We start from the raw sequence: 17808 nt of genomic DNA, 5'->3' as shown, positions 1-17808 counted from the left end.
CTAAAATAATCATCAAAACAATGAAAAAATGGGTGTAAAATGAAAAAGCAACTTAAAAAAGCCATTAAAATAACCGATGATTTCAACAACGAAGAACGTATTATTCTTCGTGATCATTTGGCTTTAGAACGAACTAAACTTGCCAACGAAAGAACTTTACTATCGTATTTGCGAACTTCTTTGTATTTGTTTTTGGGTGGCTCGGCTTTAATGAGAATTGATAATGAAAGCCTAGGAAACCTTAAATGGGTGGGAGTCGTTGGTATTTCGTTTAGCTTCTTGTTTTTTGTGATTGGTGTTTACCGTTTTGCAATTTTAAAAAGGCATCTCAAAAAGTTTGTAAAGTAAAAATTAGCCGATTTTTCCCACTATTTTTTCAATGATAAGTCGAGTCGCACCAGCTCTAGCTTCTACAAAATGTCCAGCAATCATTCCAGTTTGTTTTCTGAGCTGATGATTTTTAACTAATTTAGAAGCTATTTTGCTAAACTCACTTGCATTTTCTACACTAAACAATCCTGCGTATTTTCTAAGTTCAATGGCTTCTGGAAATTTTTGAAAATTCTTGCCAATTACAATAGGAACCCCAAAAGTGGCGGGTTCTAAGATGTTGTGCAAACCGGCATTTCCCATTCCACCACCTACATAACCGATGTCTGCATAAGCATAAATTTTGGATAATAATCCAATGCGGTCAATTACCAAAACTTCAGCTTCAGCTAGATTTTTATTTTTCATCTTGCTGTGCAAAACCACTTTCTTATTCAGCTTTTCAACTAAACTTTGCACTTTTTGTGCTTTGATTTCATGTGGAGCGATGACAAATTTTACATTGGTAGTTGAATTGATAAAATCCATAAAAACAGCTTCATCTTCTGGCCAAGAACTCCCGAAAACAAAGCAGATTTTATCCTGCTTAAATTCATCCATAAAATCCAATTGATTGTCCATTTGTAATTGTTGCGTAACACGGTCGTAGCGCGTATCGCCAGAAATACTCATGTTTGTGAAACCTGCCTGTTTCAATTGATTTAATGAACTTTCATTTTGTACAAAAATGTGTTCAAATTGATATAAAGCTTGTTTCAAAAATTGACCAATCGGTTTAAAATAAATTTGTTCTTTTCTGAATAAAGCCGAAATTAAATAAGTAGGAATTTCAGCTTTAGCTAATGCATTTAAATAGTTTGGCCAGATTTCATATTTTACAAAAATGGCAAGTTTGATGTTTAGCGATTCTACAAAGTTTTTCGCATTGGATTTGGTGTCTAATGGCAAATAAAAAACAAAATCGGGTAGTGGGTCTTTCTTTTTAACTTCAAAGCCTGAAGGCGAAAAAAAGGTGACGAGCAATTTATGGTCTGGAAATTTAGTTTTGAGTTCCTTCATCACCGGAACGGCTTGCTCATATTCGCCTAAGGAAGCGGTATGTATCCAAATGATTTGGGTCGCTTCAATTGATTTTAATTGCTTCCAAACCGACTTTCTGCCTTCAACAAATTGTTTCTGTTTCGGGCTAATCCAAGTGGTCAACGGAAGAATCCATTCCAAAAATTGAATTAAAGCTGAATAAATACTTTTCAAATTGCTAAATTTTCGACTAAAATAAGTTTTTAATACAAAATGAATTGCGCTTAGTGGGCTTATTTGTTAGCTTTGTTAAAGTGATGTTTTTAGACATTCAGTACAATCGATATAATTTTACACATGAAAAAATTACAAATGGTTGACCTAAAAGGTCAATACGAAAAAATAAAAGAGCAAGTAGACCAATCTATTATAGAAGTAGTAAACTCAACAGCTTATATCAACGGTCCAGAAGTACATGGATTTCAAAAGGAAATGGAAGAATATTTAGGAGTAAAACATGTCATTCCATGTGCTAATGGGACAGATGCTTTACAAATTGCCATGATGGGTTTGGGTTTGCAACCCGGCGATGAAGTAATTACAGCCGATTTCACTTTCGCTGCTACGGTTGAAGTAATTGCACTTTTAAATTTAACGCCTGTTTTGGTTGATGTAGACCCAAAAACCTACAACATCGATGTGGATGCTGTTGAAAAAGCCATTTCACCTAAAACCAAAGCCATTGTTCCTGTGCATTTATTTGGACATGTTGCCAATATGGACGCGGTGATGGATTTGGCTAAAAAACACAATTTATTTGTTATTGAAGACAATGCACAAGCTATTGGTGCGGATTACACCTTTAAAAATGGAAAAAAACAAAAAGCAGGAACTATAGGCGATGTAGGAGCAACTTCATTTTTTCCATCTAAAAATTTGGGTTGTTATGGCGATGGCGGAGCAATTTTTACCAATAATGATGATTTAGCCCATACCATTCGTGGAATTGTAAATCACGGAATGTACGAGCGTTATCACCACGATGTGGTAGGCGTAAATTCTAGATTAGATAGTATTCAAGCGGCAGTTTTGCGCGCTAAATTACCCAATCTAGATACGTATAATGCCGCTCGACAAAATGCAGCCAGAAAATATTCTGAAGCTTTATCTAAGTCAGAAAACATCATTACACCTACAACTTTCACTCACAAAAGTTGCGATGTAAAATGCAGCATTTGCGATACTTGCGATTGCCATGTTTTTCATCAATACACCTTGCGAATTACGAATGGAAAACGAGATGAGTTAGTAAAACACTTCCAAGAAAAAGGAATTCCACATGGAGTTTACTACCCAATTCCTTTGCATTTGCAGAAAGCTTATGCAGATGAACGCTATGATGAAGCCGATTTTACCGTTACCAATCAATTGGTGAAAGAAGTAATTGCCTTACCGATGCATACCGAATTGGAAGATGATCAAATTGAATACATTACTACTGAAATTTTGAAAGTGGTAGACTAAATTTAATATTATGAAAAAGAGTATTTTTTTATTGGCGCTTTTACTTACCAATTTTTGTATTGCACAGCAAACCTTGATTCATGTCAAGAATTATATTGATGTTGAAAAAGGAAAAATTATAGGCGAATCCAGCATTATTATTGAAGGTAATAAAATAGTTTCTATTGAAAAAGGCTATGCTGATGAAGCTGATTTTGAAGAATACATCGACTTGAAAAAGCATACTTTAATGCCAGGTTGGATAGATATGCATGTGCATTTAGAAAGTGAAACCAATCCGAAAAAATACTTAGAAAAATACCAAGATGAAGAAGCAGATATTGCTTATAAATCTACGGTTTTTGCCAAACGAACTTTGCTTGCTGGATTTACCACGGTTCGCGATTTAGGCGGAACAGGAGTAAACATCAACTTACGCGATGCCATTAATCGTGGTGATGTGATTGGTCCACGTATTTTTACCGCAGGAAAATCCTTAGCATCTACCGGAGGTCATGCAGATCCGACTAACGGAAGCAGCCGAAGATATATTTCAGATCCTGGTCCAAAAGAAGGCGTAGTGAACGGTGAAGACGATGCCAAAAAAGCGGTTCGGCAGCGTTACAAAAACGGAGCTGATTTAATTAAAATCACTGCAACTGGCGGTGTTCTGAGTGAAGCCAAAAGTGGTGATAATCCACAATTTACCTTAGAAGAAATAAAAGCCATTTGCGAAACAGCAGCAGATTATGGTTTTCATGTGGCAGCTCACGCACATGGCGATGAAGGTATGCAACGCGCTATTTTAGGTGGCGTTAAAACCATTGAACACGGAACCAAAATGAGCGACGAAACCATGGAACTGATGAAAAAATACAATGCGTATTATGTGCCAACTATCAGCGCAGGTAAATTTGTTTCTGAAATGGGAAAAAAAGAAGGGTACTATCCAGAAATCGTTAGACCCAAGGCTTTAGAAATTGGTCCAAAAATACAATCTACTTTTGGAAGAGCTTATAAAAAAGGGGTTCCCATTGCATTTGGTACCGATGCAGGTGTTTTTTATCATGGAGATAATGCACTAGAGTTTCAATTTATGGTAGAAGCAGGAATGCCGTTGATGGAAGTATTACAATCGGCAACATTAACCAATGCTAAATTGCTTCAAATTGATAATGAAATCGGACAAGTAAAAGAAAACTTCATCGCTGATTTAGTCGCAATTGAAGGCGATTTTGATGAAAAAAATCTGGATGCTTTTATGAAACCTGTCTTGGTGATAAAGGAAGGGGAAGTGGTGAAAAATGAGCTTTAATTCTTTATTGTAGAAATATTTTTTTTGATGCCACTAACGCACTAATACATTAACATTATTATTGCAATAGTTGCTTTGTGTTTTTACAAAAGAGCATCAATTTGTTCTCTAACTTTTATTATTTTCATTAAAAGAAGAAGGCAGTAGTTTTGGAATAAAGCGGATGATGATAGGAAGCAAGATTCCACCGCCTGGAAGCGCAAAAATGGCTAGGGAAGGAATGCTTTTAAAGATGTCAAAAAGTTGTTCTTTCACTTTTTGTTTTTCATTGTTATTTAAATCTCGTACAGTAGAGGCTTTCAACAAAAGAAACAACTCTTTGCTTTCCATGATTTCTTGAATCAATCTTTTTTTGTTTCTTCTTAATAAAACTTGTGTGTTACGCTGCGTTCGATTATAGAAAGTTTGCAATGGATTTTTATAATTGAAATAAGCAATTTTAGATTTATGATTTTGTACGAACTCTTGCAATGCTGAAATAGATTTTTTTACTTCAACATGGGGTAAGTCAATTTTTGTTGCTAGTTGAAAAACAAATTCAGATTCTGATACTTCAATCAATTCGTCACTATACATCGCCATGCAAATTAAATCTACAGCATATTTTTTAATGGAATAATGATCGATGATGTCAAAATTCATTTCATCGAAGGCAAGCATTTCGTTTTGGGTTTGCTTTTCATAGCGCAAAGAAGATTTTAGCAGCTTCATGATTAATTCTTCATACTTGCCTAATTCTGTTTTTTCTTGAATAGCGAGATATACCAAATTGATTAAAATGCCTTCTAATTGAATGGCAAACTTGTTCAGTTTTTCAGGATGTTCCAACCAAAGTTGAAAGCAAAGCACATCGATAAACAGCATGGCATTGGTAAGTAGCTTGCTGAAGTTTTTTTGAAGCAAACCGCCTTTTGGTTGAATGCGATGGTGAATTATTTTTTCTAGTTCGTTGGATTCATTTTTAGCGGAAAATGAAATACCAAAACTAGATTTAGAATTGGAGGTAACTTGATTATAAAAAGCTATTATTTTTTTAATTTCAGCTCCGTCATTTTCTTTCGATTGATACACCTGAATCAATGCGTACATCAAGTTGAGCTTTGCTAACTCTTCTTGCGTGTAGCTTAATTCACTTTTTAAATGTGGATTGATACAATTTACATTTGTACCATAAATGAAACCTGATTCTAGTAAAGTGTAGTACAAATCTTGCTCGTTCCAACTTTTTACTTCTTCAAAAAAAAGCTTAGATTGTAACTGTAATTTATCAATCCAACCTTGAGTTGATGGGTTCATAAAATAAATTAATTGGTAAAGATAAATGAAACTTTTGCGTTTAAATAAAAAAAGCTGTCTCTTTTAAAAGACAGCTTTATCATTTTAAATATACAGAAATATTACATTTCCATTTCGTTTTCTTCTTTATCGGCTTCTGCTAAAGTAAATGTTCTTTCAACTTTATTGAATGGTCCTTCAACAAAATTTCCATCTGCATCAACCAATTCTAGTGCAACGGTATTTTCGCCTAACGGCAAACCTTCCATTACATAAGGCACCCAATTGTCTAGCATAAATTCTTCTCCATTAATGGTAGCTTTTACTTTGTGTCCGTCTGCTGCTAATTCAGCATTCAACAAGAAAAAGTCTAGCAAAACTTTATCGGTTTGCTCTTTGCCTTTGTAAGTTCCTTTTGGTCTGCTATAAAACAAGTGTGGCGCTTCAAAATCTACATCTAATTTTTGTTCTTCTGTAGGTTCACCAACACTCAATTTAGCTAAAGTGTAGGATTTTTCGTTTTTTACTGACTCGTGATAAGATCGTGATAAAAATGCCAAAACTACATGTTCTCCTTCTGGAAGTTCTTTAATAAAAGCATCTTCATAGTGAGCAGAATAAGGTCCGTTATTTAAAATAAAATGAACGTGCTGGCCGTGGTGAGAATTAGCTAAACCGTTTTCACCAGCATTTTCTGTTTGATCTTTCAAATTATAATTTTCAACTTGAAAAGCAAATTCTACTTCTCCAGCTTCCACATTAGGTGAAGTTGGTGAAAGCATAGAAATTTCAGCATCAGGAAATTCTGGAGAACCTTCAAGCTCGTAAACTTTAATGCTCTTCTCTTTCTCTTCCATTTTTGTTTCACTATCCTTTTCACTAGATGTATTTTCCTTTTTTGGAGCATCTTCACATGCTACAAACAATGCCATTAATGCAAAGGCAATTAAAAAGTTTAATTTCTTCATATTTGTTATATTTTCACCAAAATTACTATTCTTAACTCATTATCCATTGGATGCAATAAAACCTTAACAGTTTATTGAAGTTTGGTTTCTATATTAATGTCGCTACTTAAGGTTTTATGGACGGGACATTTGTTTGCTATTTCTAATAGTTTTTGTTGTTGTTTTTCGTCTAAATTTCCTTTCAGAACGATTTCTCTCGAAAACGTGTCTATTTTTTTACTTTTTTTGTCCTCACAATTCTCTGCATCTTCTGCATGCACTTTTTGATAATTTATGTGGATTTCCACATCATTTAAATTCCAATTTTTTTGCTTGGCATACATTTGTAGTGTCATGGCAGTACATGCTGCTAGACCAGAAGAAACTAATTCATATGGAGATGGTCCTAAATTTTTGCCGCCAAAATCTTCTGGCTCGTCTGCCTTAAAATAATGTATACCTGCCTTCATTTCAGTTGTAAAGTCATCACCCTTTTCTAGATTTGCCATTACTTGATGCTTGGTTTTTAAATCTTTAGTTTCATCAGTTGTATCTAGGTATCGACTAGACCAACTGGCAATTACTTCTCCAACATATTTAGAATCATTTTCATTAGTTAGTAAATGGTTGGCTCCATCTAAACTTATAAAACTTTTTGGGTGTTTAGCTGCTTTGTATAATTTTTCCGCATTAGCAATACCCACAATTTTATCTTGTGGAGAATGCAATATTAGCAAGGAAGCGGTTAAGTTATTAAGGGCATTTTTTTCACTTTGTTTTTCGATATCGGTAAGAAAAGATTTTTTTATTTTAAAGCCTCTGCCACCAATATTTACATGAGCTTCCCCGTTTTCGTTTATTTCATCAATATTTTCTTTCAGTAATCTTTTTACATGCTCTGGATCGTGTGGACTTCCTATGGAAACTACTGCTTTACAGCTTTTAACTTCTAATGAAGCATAAATACAAGCTGTACCTCCGAGCGAATGACCTACCAATAAACTTGGTGATGAGTAATTTTCTTTTAAATATTCAACTGCGGCTAACAAATCTTGAATATTGTGACTGAAATCTGTATCTGAAAATTCTCCTTCGCTTTCTCCTAAGCCTGTAAAATCGAAACTAAATACGCCAAAACCTTTATCGGTTAAAGATTGGCTGATGTTTTTTATATTTTTGAAATTTTTATTGCAAGTGAAGCAATGTGCAAAAATTGCATATGAATGAGCTGCTCTTGTTGCAGGAGTGTATAAAATTGCTTTTAAATTTTCTCCCTTGTTGTTTTTGAAACTAATTTTTTCTTTTTGCATTGTTGTTTTTTTATGAAATGAAACAAAAAAAGCCTTTTCAAATGTAATGAAAAGGCTTTTTTAAAACGATTTATTTTCTGCTTAAAAAGGATAGGTGTTTTCGTCAACTACTTTTTTAGCTACTAATTCTTGTAATGCAATAATATTAGGGTAATTTTCGTATTTAGTATAGCGTTTTAACCCCATTAACATCATTTTTTGCTCATCGCCTTCAGCAAAAGAAATAATTCCTTTTTTGGCTTTTTCGTTTACTTTCTCAACTGCATAATATAAATACAATTGCGCCATGGCAATTTGATATTTATTTTCATCTTCGCTTAAACGATCTGCATTTTTCCTAGCTCTTAAAATGGCTGACTCAGCCATATAAATTTCCATTAGAATGTCAGCCGAAGCCATCAATAATTCTTGGTGATTTTCAATATCTTCACCATATTTCTGCATGGCTCCACCAGCTACCATTAAAAATGCTTTTTTCAACTTCTTGATCATGGCAGTTTCTTCTGAAAGTGTAGCCGAGTAATCTGGCGTATCAAAAGAAGGAATTCCTGTTAACTCGTCTTTTACTTCACTTGCTGGGCCTAATAAATCAACTTGGCCTTTCATGGCTTTTTTGATTAACATTCCTACGGAAAGCATTCGGTTGATTTCATTGGTGCCTTCATAAATTCTAGAAATACGCGCATCTCTCCAAGCCGATTCCATTGGAGCATCAGCTGAGAATCCCATTCCACCAAAAATTTGAATTCCTTCGTCTGTACAAGTTTGGCAGTGTTCAGAAACAATAACTTTTAAGATGGAACATTCAATGGCATATTCTTCAACCCCTTTTAATTCAGCTTCTTGATGTGAAGCTCCGCTTTCTTTTCTAGTGTTGATTCTATCTTCTATATCTTTTGCAGCACGGTAAGAAGCCGATTCATCTACAAAAGCACGTGTTGCCATTTGTGCTAATTTTTCACGAATAGCACCAAAACTCGAAATAGGAGTTTTAAATTGAACGCGATCATTTGCATATTTTACAGCTCCATCAATTACTCTACGTTGCGCATCTAAACAAGCAGCAGCTAGTTTAATTCGACCTACGTTTAATGCATTCATCGCTATTTTGAAACCGCCACCGCGTTCGCCTAACATATTTTCAACTGGAACTTTGGTATCGTTAAAAAATACTTGACGAGTAGAAGATGAGTGAATTCCTAATTTTTTCTCTTCTTCACCAAGTGAAATACCATTTTCTAAGTCTTTTTCTACAATAAATCCAGTGATGTATTTATCATCTTCAATTCTAGCAAATACGATAAAGAGATCACAAAATCCAGCATTTGAAATCCACATTTTCTGTCCTGTAATATTGTAGTGATTACCATCATCAGAAAGAACAGCTTTTGTTTTTCCTGAATTGGCATCAGAACCTGCACCTGGTTCGGTCAAGCAATAGGCACCAAACCATTCGCCTGTAGCTAATTTGGGAATGTATTTTTGCTTTTGTTCTTCGGTTCCGTATAGCGTAATAGGTAAAGTGCCAATTCCAGTGTGTGCGCCAAATGCAGTCGCTACCGAACCTGTTGCACCCGAGATATAGTCACATACCAACATGGTTGAAACAAAATCCATCCCTAATCCTTCGTATTCTTCAGGAACAGCCACGCCTAGAAATCCAAGCTCTCCTGCCTTGCGCATTACTTCTTCGGTTAAGGCATAATTTTTCTTTTCAAACTCTTCTTTTTTAGGCCATATTTCACGGTCGACAAATTCTTTCACCGAGTCGCGCATCATTTTTTGTTCTTCTGTAAAATCTTCTGGAGTGAAGATGTCTTGTGGCTGAGCTTCTTTTACTAGAAACTGCCCACCTCTAATTACTTGTTTTTCTTTTGTTTCCATCTTGTTTGTTTATTAATATTGTTAAAGAATTTAGATATGAGAAATGAGAGATTAGATTTATAAAGTCTCAATAAAACCTATAGTCATTCTTTGAAATTCATTATTTTTATCGTCTAGTTCTTTGAATTCTAAATCAGTAATATATTTTGCATGATGAGCTGCTATTAATTGTGTTCCAAGCTCAAATGAAGAACCTAAAGAAATATCTAGAAAATGATTGAAAGCTTTGTCAGTTCTTGCAGAACCTTCAGCTATGTTTGAAGGTATTGATACTGCACAACCTGTAAGTTGAGAGGTTAATCTGAAATCTTCTTTTTTAGGAAAATTTGAAGTAATATCATACACATCTTTCATTATCTCAGTCCCAAGCTGCCAAATTCTTAAGTTACGATGATTATGTCTTTTCCTTTTTACCATATTAAAAACTTCAATATTTCTAGTGTATTATTTCTAATCTCTAATCTCTTATACTTTTACAGGTAATAGCTACCAACTAGAAACTAACTACTAAAACACCTCATAAATTCCAGCAGCGCCTTGTCCTGTTCCTACGCACATGGTTACCATTCCGTATTTATTTTTAAGTCCACGTTGATTCATTTCGTCAAACAATTGAACTGAAAGTTTCCCTCCCGTACAACCTAATGGATGTCCTAATGAAATAGCTCCACCATTTACGTTCACGATGTCTTGGTTCAAGTCTAATTCTCTGATTACAGCTAAAGATTGAGATGCAAAGGCTTCATTCAATTCGATTAAATCGATGTCTTCTTTTTTCAATCCAGCCTGTTTCAAGGCTTTTGGAATAGCTTTTACTGGGCCAATTCCCATAATTTTGGGTTCAACACCAACAGTAGCGTAACTAACTAACCTAGCAATAGGTTCAAGGTTGTGTTCTTTCATAAAAGCTTCACTAACTACCATTACAAAAGCAGCTCCATCACTGGTTTGTGAAGAATTACCTGCGGTTACGCTACCACCTTCGGCAAATACGGGCTTAAGTTTGCTTAAAGCTTCTATATTTGTTCCTTTTCGCGGTCCTTCATCTTGGGTTACCGTGTAATTTTTCTTGGCTTTTTTTCCGTTATCATCTACAAAGACTTCTTCCACATCAATAGGAACAATCTGATTTTTAAATCGATTTTCTTCTTGTGCTTTCAAAGCTTTCATATGAGAGTTGTAGGCAAATTCATCTTGGTCTTCTCGACTCACTTTGTATTTGTTGGCGACAGCTTCGGCGGTAAGACCCATTCCCCAATAGTAGCTTTCGTTTCCTTCTTTACCGAGTTGGTAATTCGGAACGGGTTTGTAACCACCCATTGGAATATAACTCATACTTTCTGCACCACCTGCAATAATGCAATCTGCCATTCCTGAAGAAATTTTTGCACTTGCCATGGCAATGGTTTCAATTCCAGATGCGCAATAACGGTTTACGGTTACGCCAGGAACTTCTTCGGTTTTTAAACCCATAAGTGAAATCAATCTCGCTACGTTTAAACCTTGTTCGGCTTCTGGCATGGCATTACCTACCATTACATCGTCTATTCTAGTTTTGTCGAAATCTGGCAATTTCTCCATCATATATTGAATGGTTTCTGCTGCCAAATCATCTGGTCGTTTAAATCGGAAAACGCCTTTGTTTGCTTTTCCTACTGCGGTTCTGTATCCTTTTACTATATATGCTGTTTTCATAAGATGCCCCCTATCCCCCGAAGGGGGAACAACTATTAGGGGTGAATAGGGTTTTATGTTATTAAAATCATTTTCATTTCTTATTTCTCCCCCTAAGGTGAGATGCCTTAGGCAGATGGGCCGTTAATTTCTCAACGGCTTCCCTTTCTTGATCATATGCTGTAAACGCTCAAGCGTTTTTCTTTCTCCGCAAAGGGATAAGAAAGCTTCGCGTTCTAGGTCTAATAAATATTGTTCGCTTACCATGCTTGGGGCAGATAAATCTCCACCAGACATTACGTAAGCCAATTTATTGGCTATTTTCTTGTCGTGTTCACTGATGTATTTTCCAGCTAACATTTGGTCGGTTCCTACTAAAAATGCTCCTAAGGCTTGACGACCCAATACTTTTACGCTATTGGTTTTTACGGGTTTGGTATAGCCGCTTTCTGCCATTAGCAAAGCATGTTTTTTAGCGGTTGCAATTCTTCGGTTGTCGTTTACTTCTACAACATCTTTTCCTTTTTGAAGAATATTCAAATCGTAAGCTTCATGAGCAGATTTAGCTACTTTTGCCATTCCGATGGTTAAGAAATGTTCGCGTAAACGATTCAATTCTACATCATCTTTTTGAAAAGTTTGAGCGGCACGAAGCGTCATTTCTTTTGAACCGCCACCGCCAGGAATTACGCCAACACCAAATTCAACTAAACCGATGTAGGTTTCTGCTGAAGCAACTACTTTATCAGCATGCAAACTCAATTCGCAACCGCCACCTAAAGCCATTTGATGCGGTGCAGCAACGGTTGGAATAGAAGAGTATCGCATGCGCATCATGGTATCTTGGAAATATTTAATGGCGGCGTGTAACTCTTCATATTCTTGCTCTACGGCAAACATGAAAATCATTCCGATATTGGCGCCAACCGAAAAGTTCTGTCCGTTGTTTGCCACGACTAATCCTTGGTATTCTTTTTCAGCTAAATCAATGGCGTGGTTCAACCCGTTGAGTACATCGCCATCAATGGAATTCATTTTACTTCTGAATTCTACATTCAGAATACCATCGCCTAAATCTTGAACGGAAACTCCTTTGTTTTCAAAAACTTTTTTGCTTTCGCGGATGTTGTCTAAGATAATGAATGCATCCTGACCCGGCACTTTGGTTTGCTCTTTTGAAGGAATATCGTAAAAATAGGTGTTACCATCTTTTACGGTGTAGAATGTATTTTGGTTTGAAGCCGATAAATCTTGTATCCATTGGGCTACTTCATAACCATCTTCCTTCATCAATTCGATGCCTTTTTCTAAACCAACGGCATCCCAAATCTGAAACGGTCCATGTTGCCAACCAAAACCAGCTTTCATGGCATCGTCTATTTTGTATAATTCTTCTGAAATTTCAGGAATTCTATTTTGAACATAAGCAAACAATGCAGCAAAGTTTTTTCGAAAGAATTTTCCTGCTTTGCTGTCGTCTTCAATTAAAATTGGAAAACGTTTAGCTACATTATCAATCGATTTAGTTTTGTCCATGATGTCAAATCGTGGACTTTGTTTATCGCGGTATTCCATGGAATCTAAATCCAAGGATTTAATTTCACTGGAACCGTCTTTGTTTTTCACTTTCTTGTAAAAACCTTGACCCGACTTGCTTCCTAACCATTCATTTTCCATCATTTTGTCGATGAAATCGGGAAGTTTGAACAATTCATTTCGTTCATCATCTGGACAATTTTCATGCAAACCGTTAGCTACGTGCACTAAAGTGTCTAGACCAACCACATCAACTGTTCTAAAGGTAGCTGATTTGGGTCTTCCAATTAATGGGCCAGTCAGCTTGTCGATTTCTTCAATGGTCATGTCTAAATCTTTCACCTGGTGGAAAAGCGACATGATGGAAAAAATACCTACTCGGTTTCCGATAAATGCAGGTGTATCTTTTGCGACTACTGAAGTTTTTCCTAAGAATTTTTCGCCATATTCATTTAAGAAATCAATCACTTCATTAGCAGTGTCTGGACCTGGAATTACTTCGAAAAGCTTTAAGTAACGCGGTGGATTAAAAAAGTGTGTACCACAAAAATGTTTTTTGAAGTCGTCGCTTCTTCCTTCATTCATAAATTTGATAGGAATTCCAGAGGTGTTGGAAGTGATTAACGATCCTGGCTTTCTGTGTTTTTCAAGATTATCGAAAACTTTCTTTTTAATGTCAAGTCGTTCAACTACCACTTCTATGATCCAATCTGCATCCTTTACATTTGAAATATCGTCTTCTAAATTTCCTGTTGAAATTCGGTTTGCAAAATCTTTATGATAAATAGGTGAAGGATTGGATTTTAAGGAAGCTTGAAGCGCTTCATTAACAAGGCGATTTCTCACTTGTTTGTCTTCTAAAGTCAATCCTTGTTTTTTCTCTTTTTCATTGAGTTCTCTGGGCACAATGTCTAGCAAAAGTACTTCGGCTCCAATATTGGCAAAATGGCAAGCAATACCACTTCCCATAATTCCTGAGCCAATGACTGCTACTTTGTTGATTCTTCTTTTCATGAACTATAAAATTTTAGTTATAAATTTTTCGATTTGCAATTAAGTCTGATATGGTATTAGCCACTTCTTTAAAGGTTTGTAAATCTTCACTTGGAATTTTTTCCTGCACCTTTTCATCAAATTTTAAAACCACTTGTTTGGAGTAATTTCGCATTTCTACGCCAAATTCGGTTAGTTTAATGAGCACGCTTCTACCATCTTCAGGATTCCTTTCTCTAGATATTAAGCCTTTATTTTCCATGGTTTTTAATGTTCTAGAAAGACTTGTGGCTTCCATTCCCATCAATGGACCAAGTGAAGTAGAAGGAGTGCCATTTTCAGGATCTATATTTAATAACACAAAACCCGTAGCCATTGTACTTCCTTGTTTTCCAGCTTCTTCGTTGTACATTTTGGCAACTGCCATCCAAGTGGCACGCAAAACATAATCAATGGTTTTTTCTTTCATTTTTAAAATTGAATTTCAAATGTAAGCATTTTTTATTATGCGTGCATAATAAAATTGTAAAATAATTGTAAAATAATTTATATTTATTAGTTGCGAAGTATTCAAAACGAAAAGGTTTAGTATTTGGTTTTTGAGTATTCAATTTTCAATGTATACGCAACAGTTTACTGCTAAAGAAAAGGTTTTAGTAAACCTTTTTAATTTTCTATGTTTGCTATTTAAGATTATATACTTTGTATAGCTTCAAATATTTAAAATATGCTTCATTCATTTATCTCAAGATTTTTATTTTTTTCAGTTTTTTTGATAAGTAATTTTACTTCTATTCAAGCACAGAATTTACTGAACAATGGAGATTTTGAAGAAGGTACTATAACTGGGTTTGATATAAATGGCCAAGGTTATAATCAATTATTTCCGCCTTTTGCAGGTACTACAAATCCTGGAGATTTTGCTTTTGTAGCTAATCCGCAAGTTATGAATACCAATTTTTTTATAAATGGGGGTGATCATACTTCTGGAACAGGTTTAATGATGGCTTTTGATGGAAATGATATAGGTGGTGAGCAGCGTTTTTGGAGAGCTGGAAATAATGGAAGTGGAGTAGGCGGATTAATCCCGTTTGAAGAATATCAATTCAGTTTTTGGATAAAATCTATTGCTACATCTGTCCAGAATCCAAGCACACAAGCAAGTATAGATATTCAGGTTAATAATGCAACCAATCTAATACTGGAAAGCGGAAGCGCCTTAGCTCCACTTCCCAGTGAAGGCTGGCAACAATTGGTTTTTACTTTTATTCCAACTAGTCAAAATATCAACATTGAACTGTGGAACACCAATACAAACCCCGTTGGAAATGATTTTGCTATAGATGATATGCAACTCATTTCTTTAAATAATTCACTAGATGTAAGTTTTTCAAAAGTAGATGAAACTTGTGCAGAACAGCAAGATGGTTTTATTGCTTTGTATGCTGAAGACGGAGTTGCACCTTATACTTACACTATATTATCGCCGATTAATGAAACCAATACCATTGGTTTTTTTGAAAATTTACCTGCTGGAGATTATCAAGTTCAAATAAGCGACTCAAACGGTGACTCAAGTGTTTTACAAATTCCAATTGAAGCTGCAACTGGTCAAGAATTGACAGTTTCTGAAGATCAACTAATATGTAATGGAGAATCAGCTACCATTGAAGCTTTTACAGATCTCGATGTTACATGGACATCTACACCTGAAGATGAAAGTATAGCTGATGCAAATCAAAATCCTATTGAAGTAAGTCCAAATGAAACTACAGTTTATCTGGCAGAAACAGAAACAACAGAAGAGATAGATTTAATTTACAACGGAGATTTTTCACTTGGAAACCAGGCTTTTGAAACCGATTATAATTACCTTCAAAATAACCCAAGTGGAAGTCAAGGCGCTTATTCAATTACCAGCAACGCAAACGATTGGTTTTTTGCTTTTGAAGATTGTACTGCTTTTCAGCCTGACGATGGAAACTTTTATGTTGCAGATGGCTCAATTTCTAATGACGGAAACGATCGTGTTTGGTGTCAAACAGTTGCTGTAACACCCAACCAAGAATATGAGTTTATTTATTGGATACAAACTGTAGTTGGTTTTGATAATAACCCAGCTAATATGGAAGTTGAAATCAATGGCGTTTCTATTGGTCAAGACTTTTCGCCAACTAATGGATGCGATTGGCAAGAACGAAATTACACATGGAATTCTGGAGCCAATAATTTAGCTGAAATTTGCATTTACAATCGAGAAACAGCTGTAGATGGAAACGATTTTGGTCTAGATAACATTCAATTTTTGACTACTCAAACCTGTGTTGAAACCCAAGAAGTAACTGTAGAAGTTGAAGACTGTTTCTGTCCAGAAATAACTAATCCACAAGGTTTTCAGACCAGTTGCTTAAATGAAGCACTTTCACCTATTAGTGTAGATTTAGTTCTTGAAGATGCTACACCCCAAGAAATTAGTTTTGTTTATTTTACAACTCCACAAGTTGGCGACGAAATGTATCAAAGCGGTGTTGAGTTAGGTCAAGATTCAGCTATTTCAACTGCCTCTTATAATTTTCCACCACTAGGCGAAGCCAATTCGCTACCTAATTTACCAGGTACTTATTATGTATATGCCATTTTAGGTGAATTACCTACCAACCAAAATTGTAGACCTTCAGCTGAAATTATAATTACTATTGAAGACCCGCAAATTCCTGATTTTTCTTTTCCAAATGAATTTTGCGAAGGAGATAACTTTACGCTTCCTAACACATCAGATAATACTATTGAAGGAACTTGGAGCCCATCTGATGAAGTGCTTTCATCAGGAACGTATACGTTTACACCCGATGCAGAAGAATGTGCTGAACCTTTTGAAATTGAATTAACTGTTCTTCCAGATGAAGCACCCGAATTTGATTTACCAACTTCAATTTGCCAATCAGATATAGTTGAGTTTCCAGAAGTTTCAAACAACGGTTATCAAGGAACTTGGAGTCCAGATTTCAACTCAGATGAAGATACTACTTACACCTTTACTCCTTTAAATAGCGAATGTTCATCACAAAGCTTCAGTATTACTATTGAAGTTTTAGAAATTGTATTCAATGACGAATTGGCTCCTTTAGAAGCCTGTGATGAAAATAACGATGGTTTTTTTGCTGGCTTTAATATCAATTCCAAAATTGATGAAGTTAGTTTTAATAATCCTGATTTAGAAGTGTCTTTTCATTTAACTGAAAGCGATGCACTAACCGATATCAATGCAGTTGAAAGTCCTTATGCCAATGTAAATCCTTACGAACAAACGCTTTTTGTTCGAATTGAAAACCCGGAAAATGACTGCGTTCAAACCACCACCTTAGATTTATTCGTTTATGATTCACCTTTACTAGAAGAAATCGAACCACTTATCGCCTGCGACACGAATGAAACGGGTAAACAGTTTTTCGATTTAACCCAAGTAGAAGCAGATTTATTTGTCGAAGGTCAAAACACCGAAGACTTTGAGATCAGTTACCACCTAAGTGAAAACGCTGCCAACAACAACAGCGGATTGATCGGCACCCCGACCGCTTACCAAAACCAAACATCCCCACAAACGGTGTATGTACGCGTAAGCGATCCCACATCACCGCTAGACTGCTTTAATATCGAACCGATAGAACTCATTGTCGACCCACTCCCAGAAATCACCCCACCAACCTTATTAGCGGAATGTGACGATGTAGAGAGCGGCAGCACCACCGATGAAACATCGAGTTTCGACTTAAGTCAAAAAATCGAAGAAATCACCAATAATAACAACGCCTTAAACGTAGTCTTCTACGCCAATGAAAGCGATCAGGAAAACAATAACCCAATCACCGATATCGAAAACTACCAAAACACCGATAACCCACAAACCATCGAAATAAGTGTGTTTAGTGATGATACGGATTGTGTAGCGACGACAACTTTAACTTTAGTGGTAGATCCACTACCCACGATTCCAGCACCCGAACCTTTAGTAGTTTGTGAT

The 17808-nt window shown here is 35.7% G+C and carries 13 protein-coding genes; 4 read left to right on the top strand and 9 right to left on the bottom strand.

Annotated features, from left to right (window positions below):
- Window positions 1–39 precede the first annotated feature (39 nt).
- Window positions 40–348: a DUF202 domain-containing protein gene (locus tag IEV72_RS07330; RefSeq protein ID WP_188458454.1), complete on the top strand. Its 309-nt coding sequence runs from the start codon at window positions 40–42 to the stop codon at window positions 346–348.
- Between the two features lie 3 nt (window positions 349–351).
- Here IEV72_RS07330 and IEV72_RS07325 read toward each other — a convergent pair whose 3' ends face one another.
- A complete protein-coding gene (locus tag IEV72_RS07325) occupies window positions 352–1584 on the bottom strand; it encodes a 3-deoxy-D-manno-octulosonic acid transferase (protein ID WP_188458453.1) in 1233 nt (410 codons plus the stop codon).
- A gap of 123 nt (window positions 1585–1707) precedes the next feature.
- On the opposite strand from IEV72_RS07325, the gene IEV72_RS07320 reads away from it, so the two are divergent.
- Both IEV72_RS07320 and IEV72_RS07315 read left to right on the top strand, forming a co-directional pair.
- Window positions 1708–2874 (top strand): DegT/DnrJ/EryC1/StrS family aminotransferase, encoded by a 1167-nt coding sequence (locus IEV72_RS07320; RefSeq protein WP_188458452.1) that lies wholly within the window; start codon window positions 1708–1710, stop codon window positions 2872–2874.
- A 10-nt stretch (window positions 2875–2884) separates the two neighbouring features.
- Window positions 2885–4168: a metal-dependent hydrolase family protein gene (locus IEV72_RS07315; RefSeq protein WP_188458451.1), complete on the top strand. Its 1284-nt coding sequence runs from the start codon at window positions 2885–2887 to the stop codon at window positions 4166–4168.
- 108 nt (window positions 4169–4276) lie between these two features.
- On the opposite strand, the gene IEV72_RS07310 is transcribed toward IEV72_RS07315, so the two are convergent.
- The 8 genes from IEV72_RS07310 to IEV72_RS07275 all read right to left on the bottom strand — a co-directional run bounded on the left by IEV72_RS07310 (window position 4277) and on the right by IEV72_RS07275 (window position 14256).
- Window positions 4277–5464 carry an LETM1-related biofilm-associated protein gene (locus tag IEV72_RS07310; RefSeq protein ID WP_188458450.1) on the bottom strand — a complete coding sequence of 396 codons (1188 nt, stop codon included), beginning with the start codon at window positions 5462–5464 and terminating at the stop codon, window positions 4277–4279.
- A 101-nt stretch (window positions 5465–5565) separates the two neighbouring features.
- On the bottom strand, window positions 5566–6411 hold the full coding sequence (locus IEV72_RS07305) for a hypothetical protein (RefSeq protein WP_188458449.1): 846 nt from the start codon (window positions 6409–6411) through the stop codon (window positions 5566–5568).
- 71 nt (window positions 6412–6482) lie between these two features.
- Window positions 6483–7700: a bifunctional alpha/beta hydrolase/OsmC family protein gene (locus tag IEV72_RS07300; protein WP_188458448.1), complete on the bottom strand. Its 1218-nt coding sequence runs from the start codon at window positions 7698–7700 to the stop codon at window positions 6483–6485.
- An 81-nt stretch (window positions 7701–7781) separates the two neighbouring features.
- Complete coding sequence (locus IEV72_RS07295) at window positions 7782–9584, bottom strand: acyl-CoA dehydrogenase FadE (RefSeq protein ID WP_188458447.1); 1803 nt, start codon at window positions 9582–9584, stop codon at window positions 7782–7784.
- 57 nt (window positions 9585–9641) lie between these two features.
- Window positions 9642–10001, bottom strand: coding sequence for a four helix bundle protein (locus tag IEV72_RS07290; protein ID WP_188458446.1), 360 nt, complete (start codon window positions 9999–10001; stop codon window positions 9642–9644).
- A 90-nt stretch (window positions 10002–10091) separates the two neighbouring features.
- Window positions 10092–11279 (bottom strand): acetyl-CoA C-acyltransferase, encoded by a 1188-nt coding sequence (locus IEV72_RS07285; RefSeq protein WP_188458445.1) that lies wholly within the window; start codon window positions 11277–11279, stop codon window positions 10092–10094.
- 123 nt (window positions 11280–11402) lie between these two features.
- Window positions 11403–13808 carry a 3-hydroxyacyl-CoA dehydrogenase/enoyl-CoA hydratase family protein gene (locus tag IEV72_RS07280; RefSeq protein ID WP_188458444.1) on the bottom strand — a complete coding sequence of 802 codons (2406 nt, stop codon included), beginning with the start codon at window positions 13806–13808 and terminating at the stop codon, window positions 11403–11405.
- A gap of 13 nt (window positions 13809–13821) precedes the next feature.
- Window positions 13822–14256 (bottom strand): MarR family winged helix-turn-helix transcriptional regulator, encoded by a 435-nt coding sequence (locus tag IEV72_RS07275; protein ID WP_188458443.1) that lies wholly within the window; start codon window positions 14254–14256, stop codon window positions 13822–13824.
- Between the two features lie 258 nt (window positions 14257–14514).
- Here IEV72_RS07275 and IEV72_RS07270 point away from each other — a divergent pair.
- On the top strand, window positions 14515–17808 hold a 3294-nt coding region (locus tag IEV72_RS07270; RefSeq protein WP_505891262.1), incomplete at its 3' end, for an FIDD domain-containing protein.

The organism is Psychroflexus planctonicus, assembly GCF_014640195.1.
GTDB lineage: Bacteria > Bacteroidota > Bacteroidia > Flavobacteriales > Flavobacteriaceae > Psychroflexus > Psychroflexus planctonicus.
The sequence above is the reverse complement of the archived record's forward strand: the minus strand, read 5'-3'. Positions and strand labels throughout refer to the sequence as shown.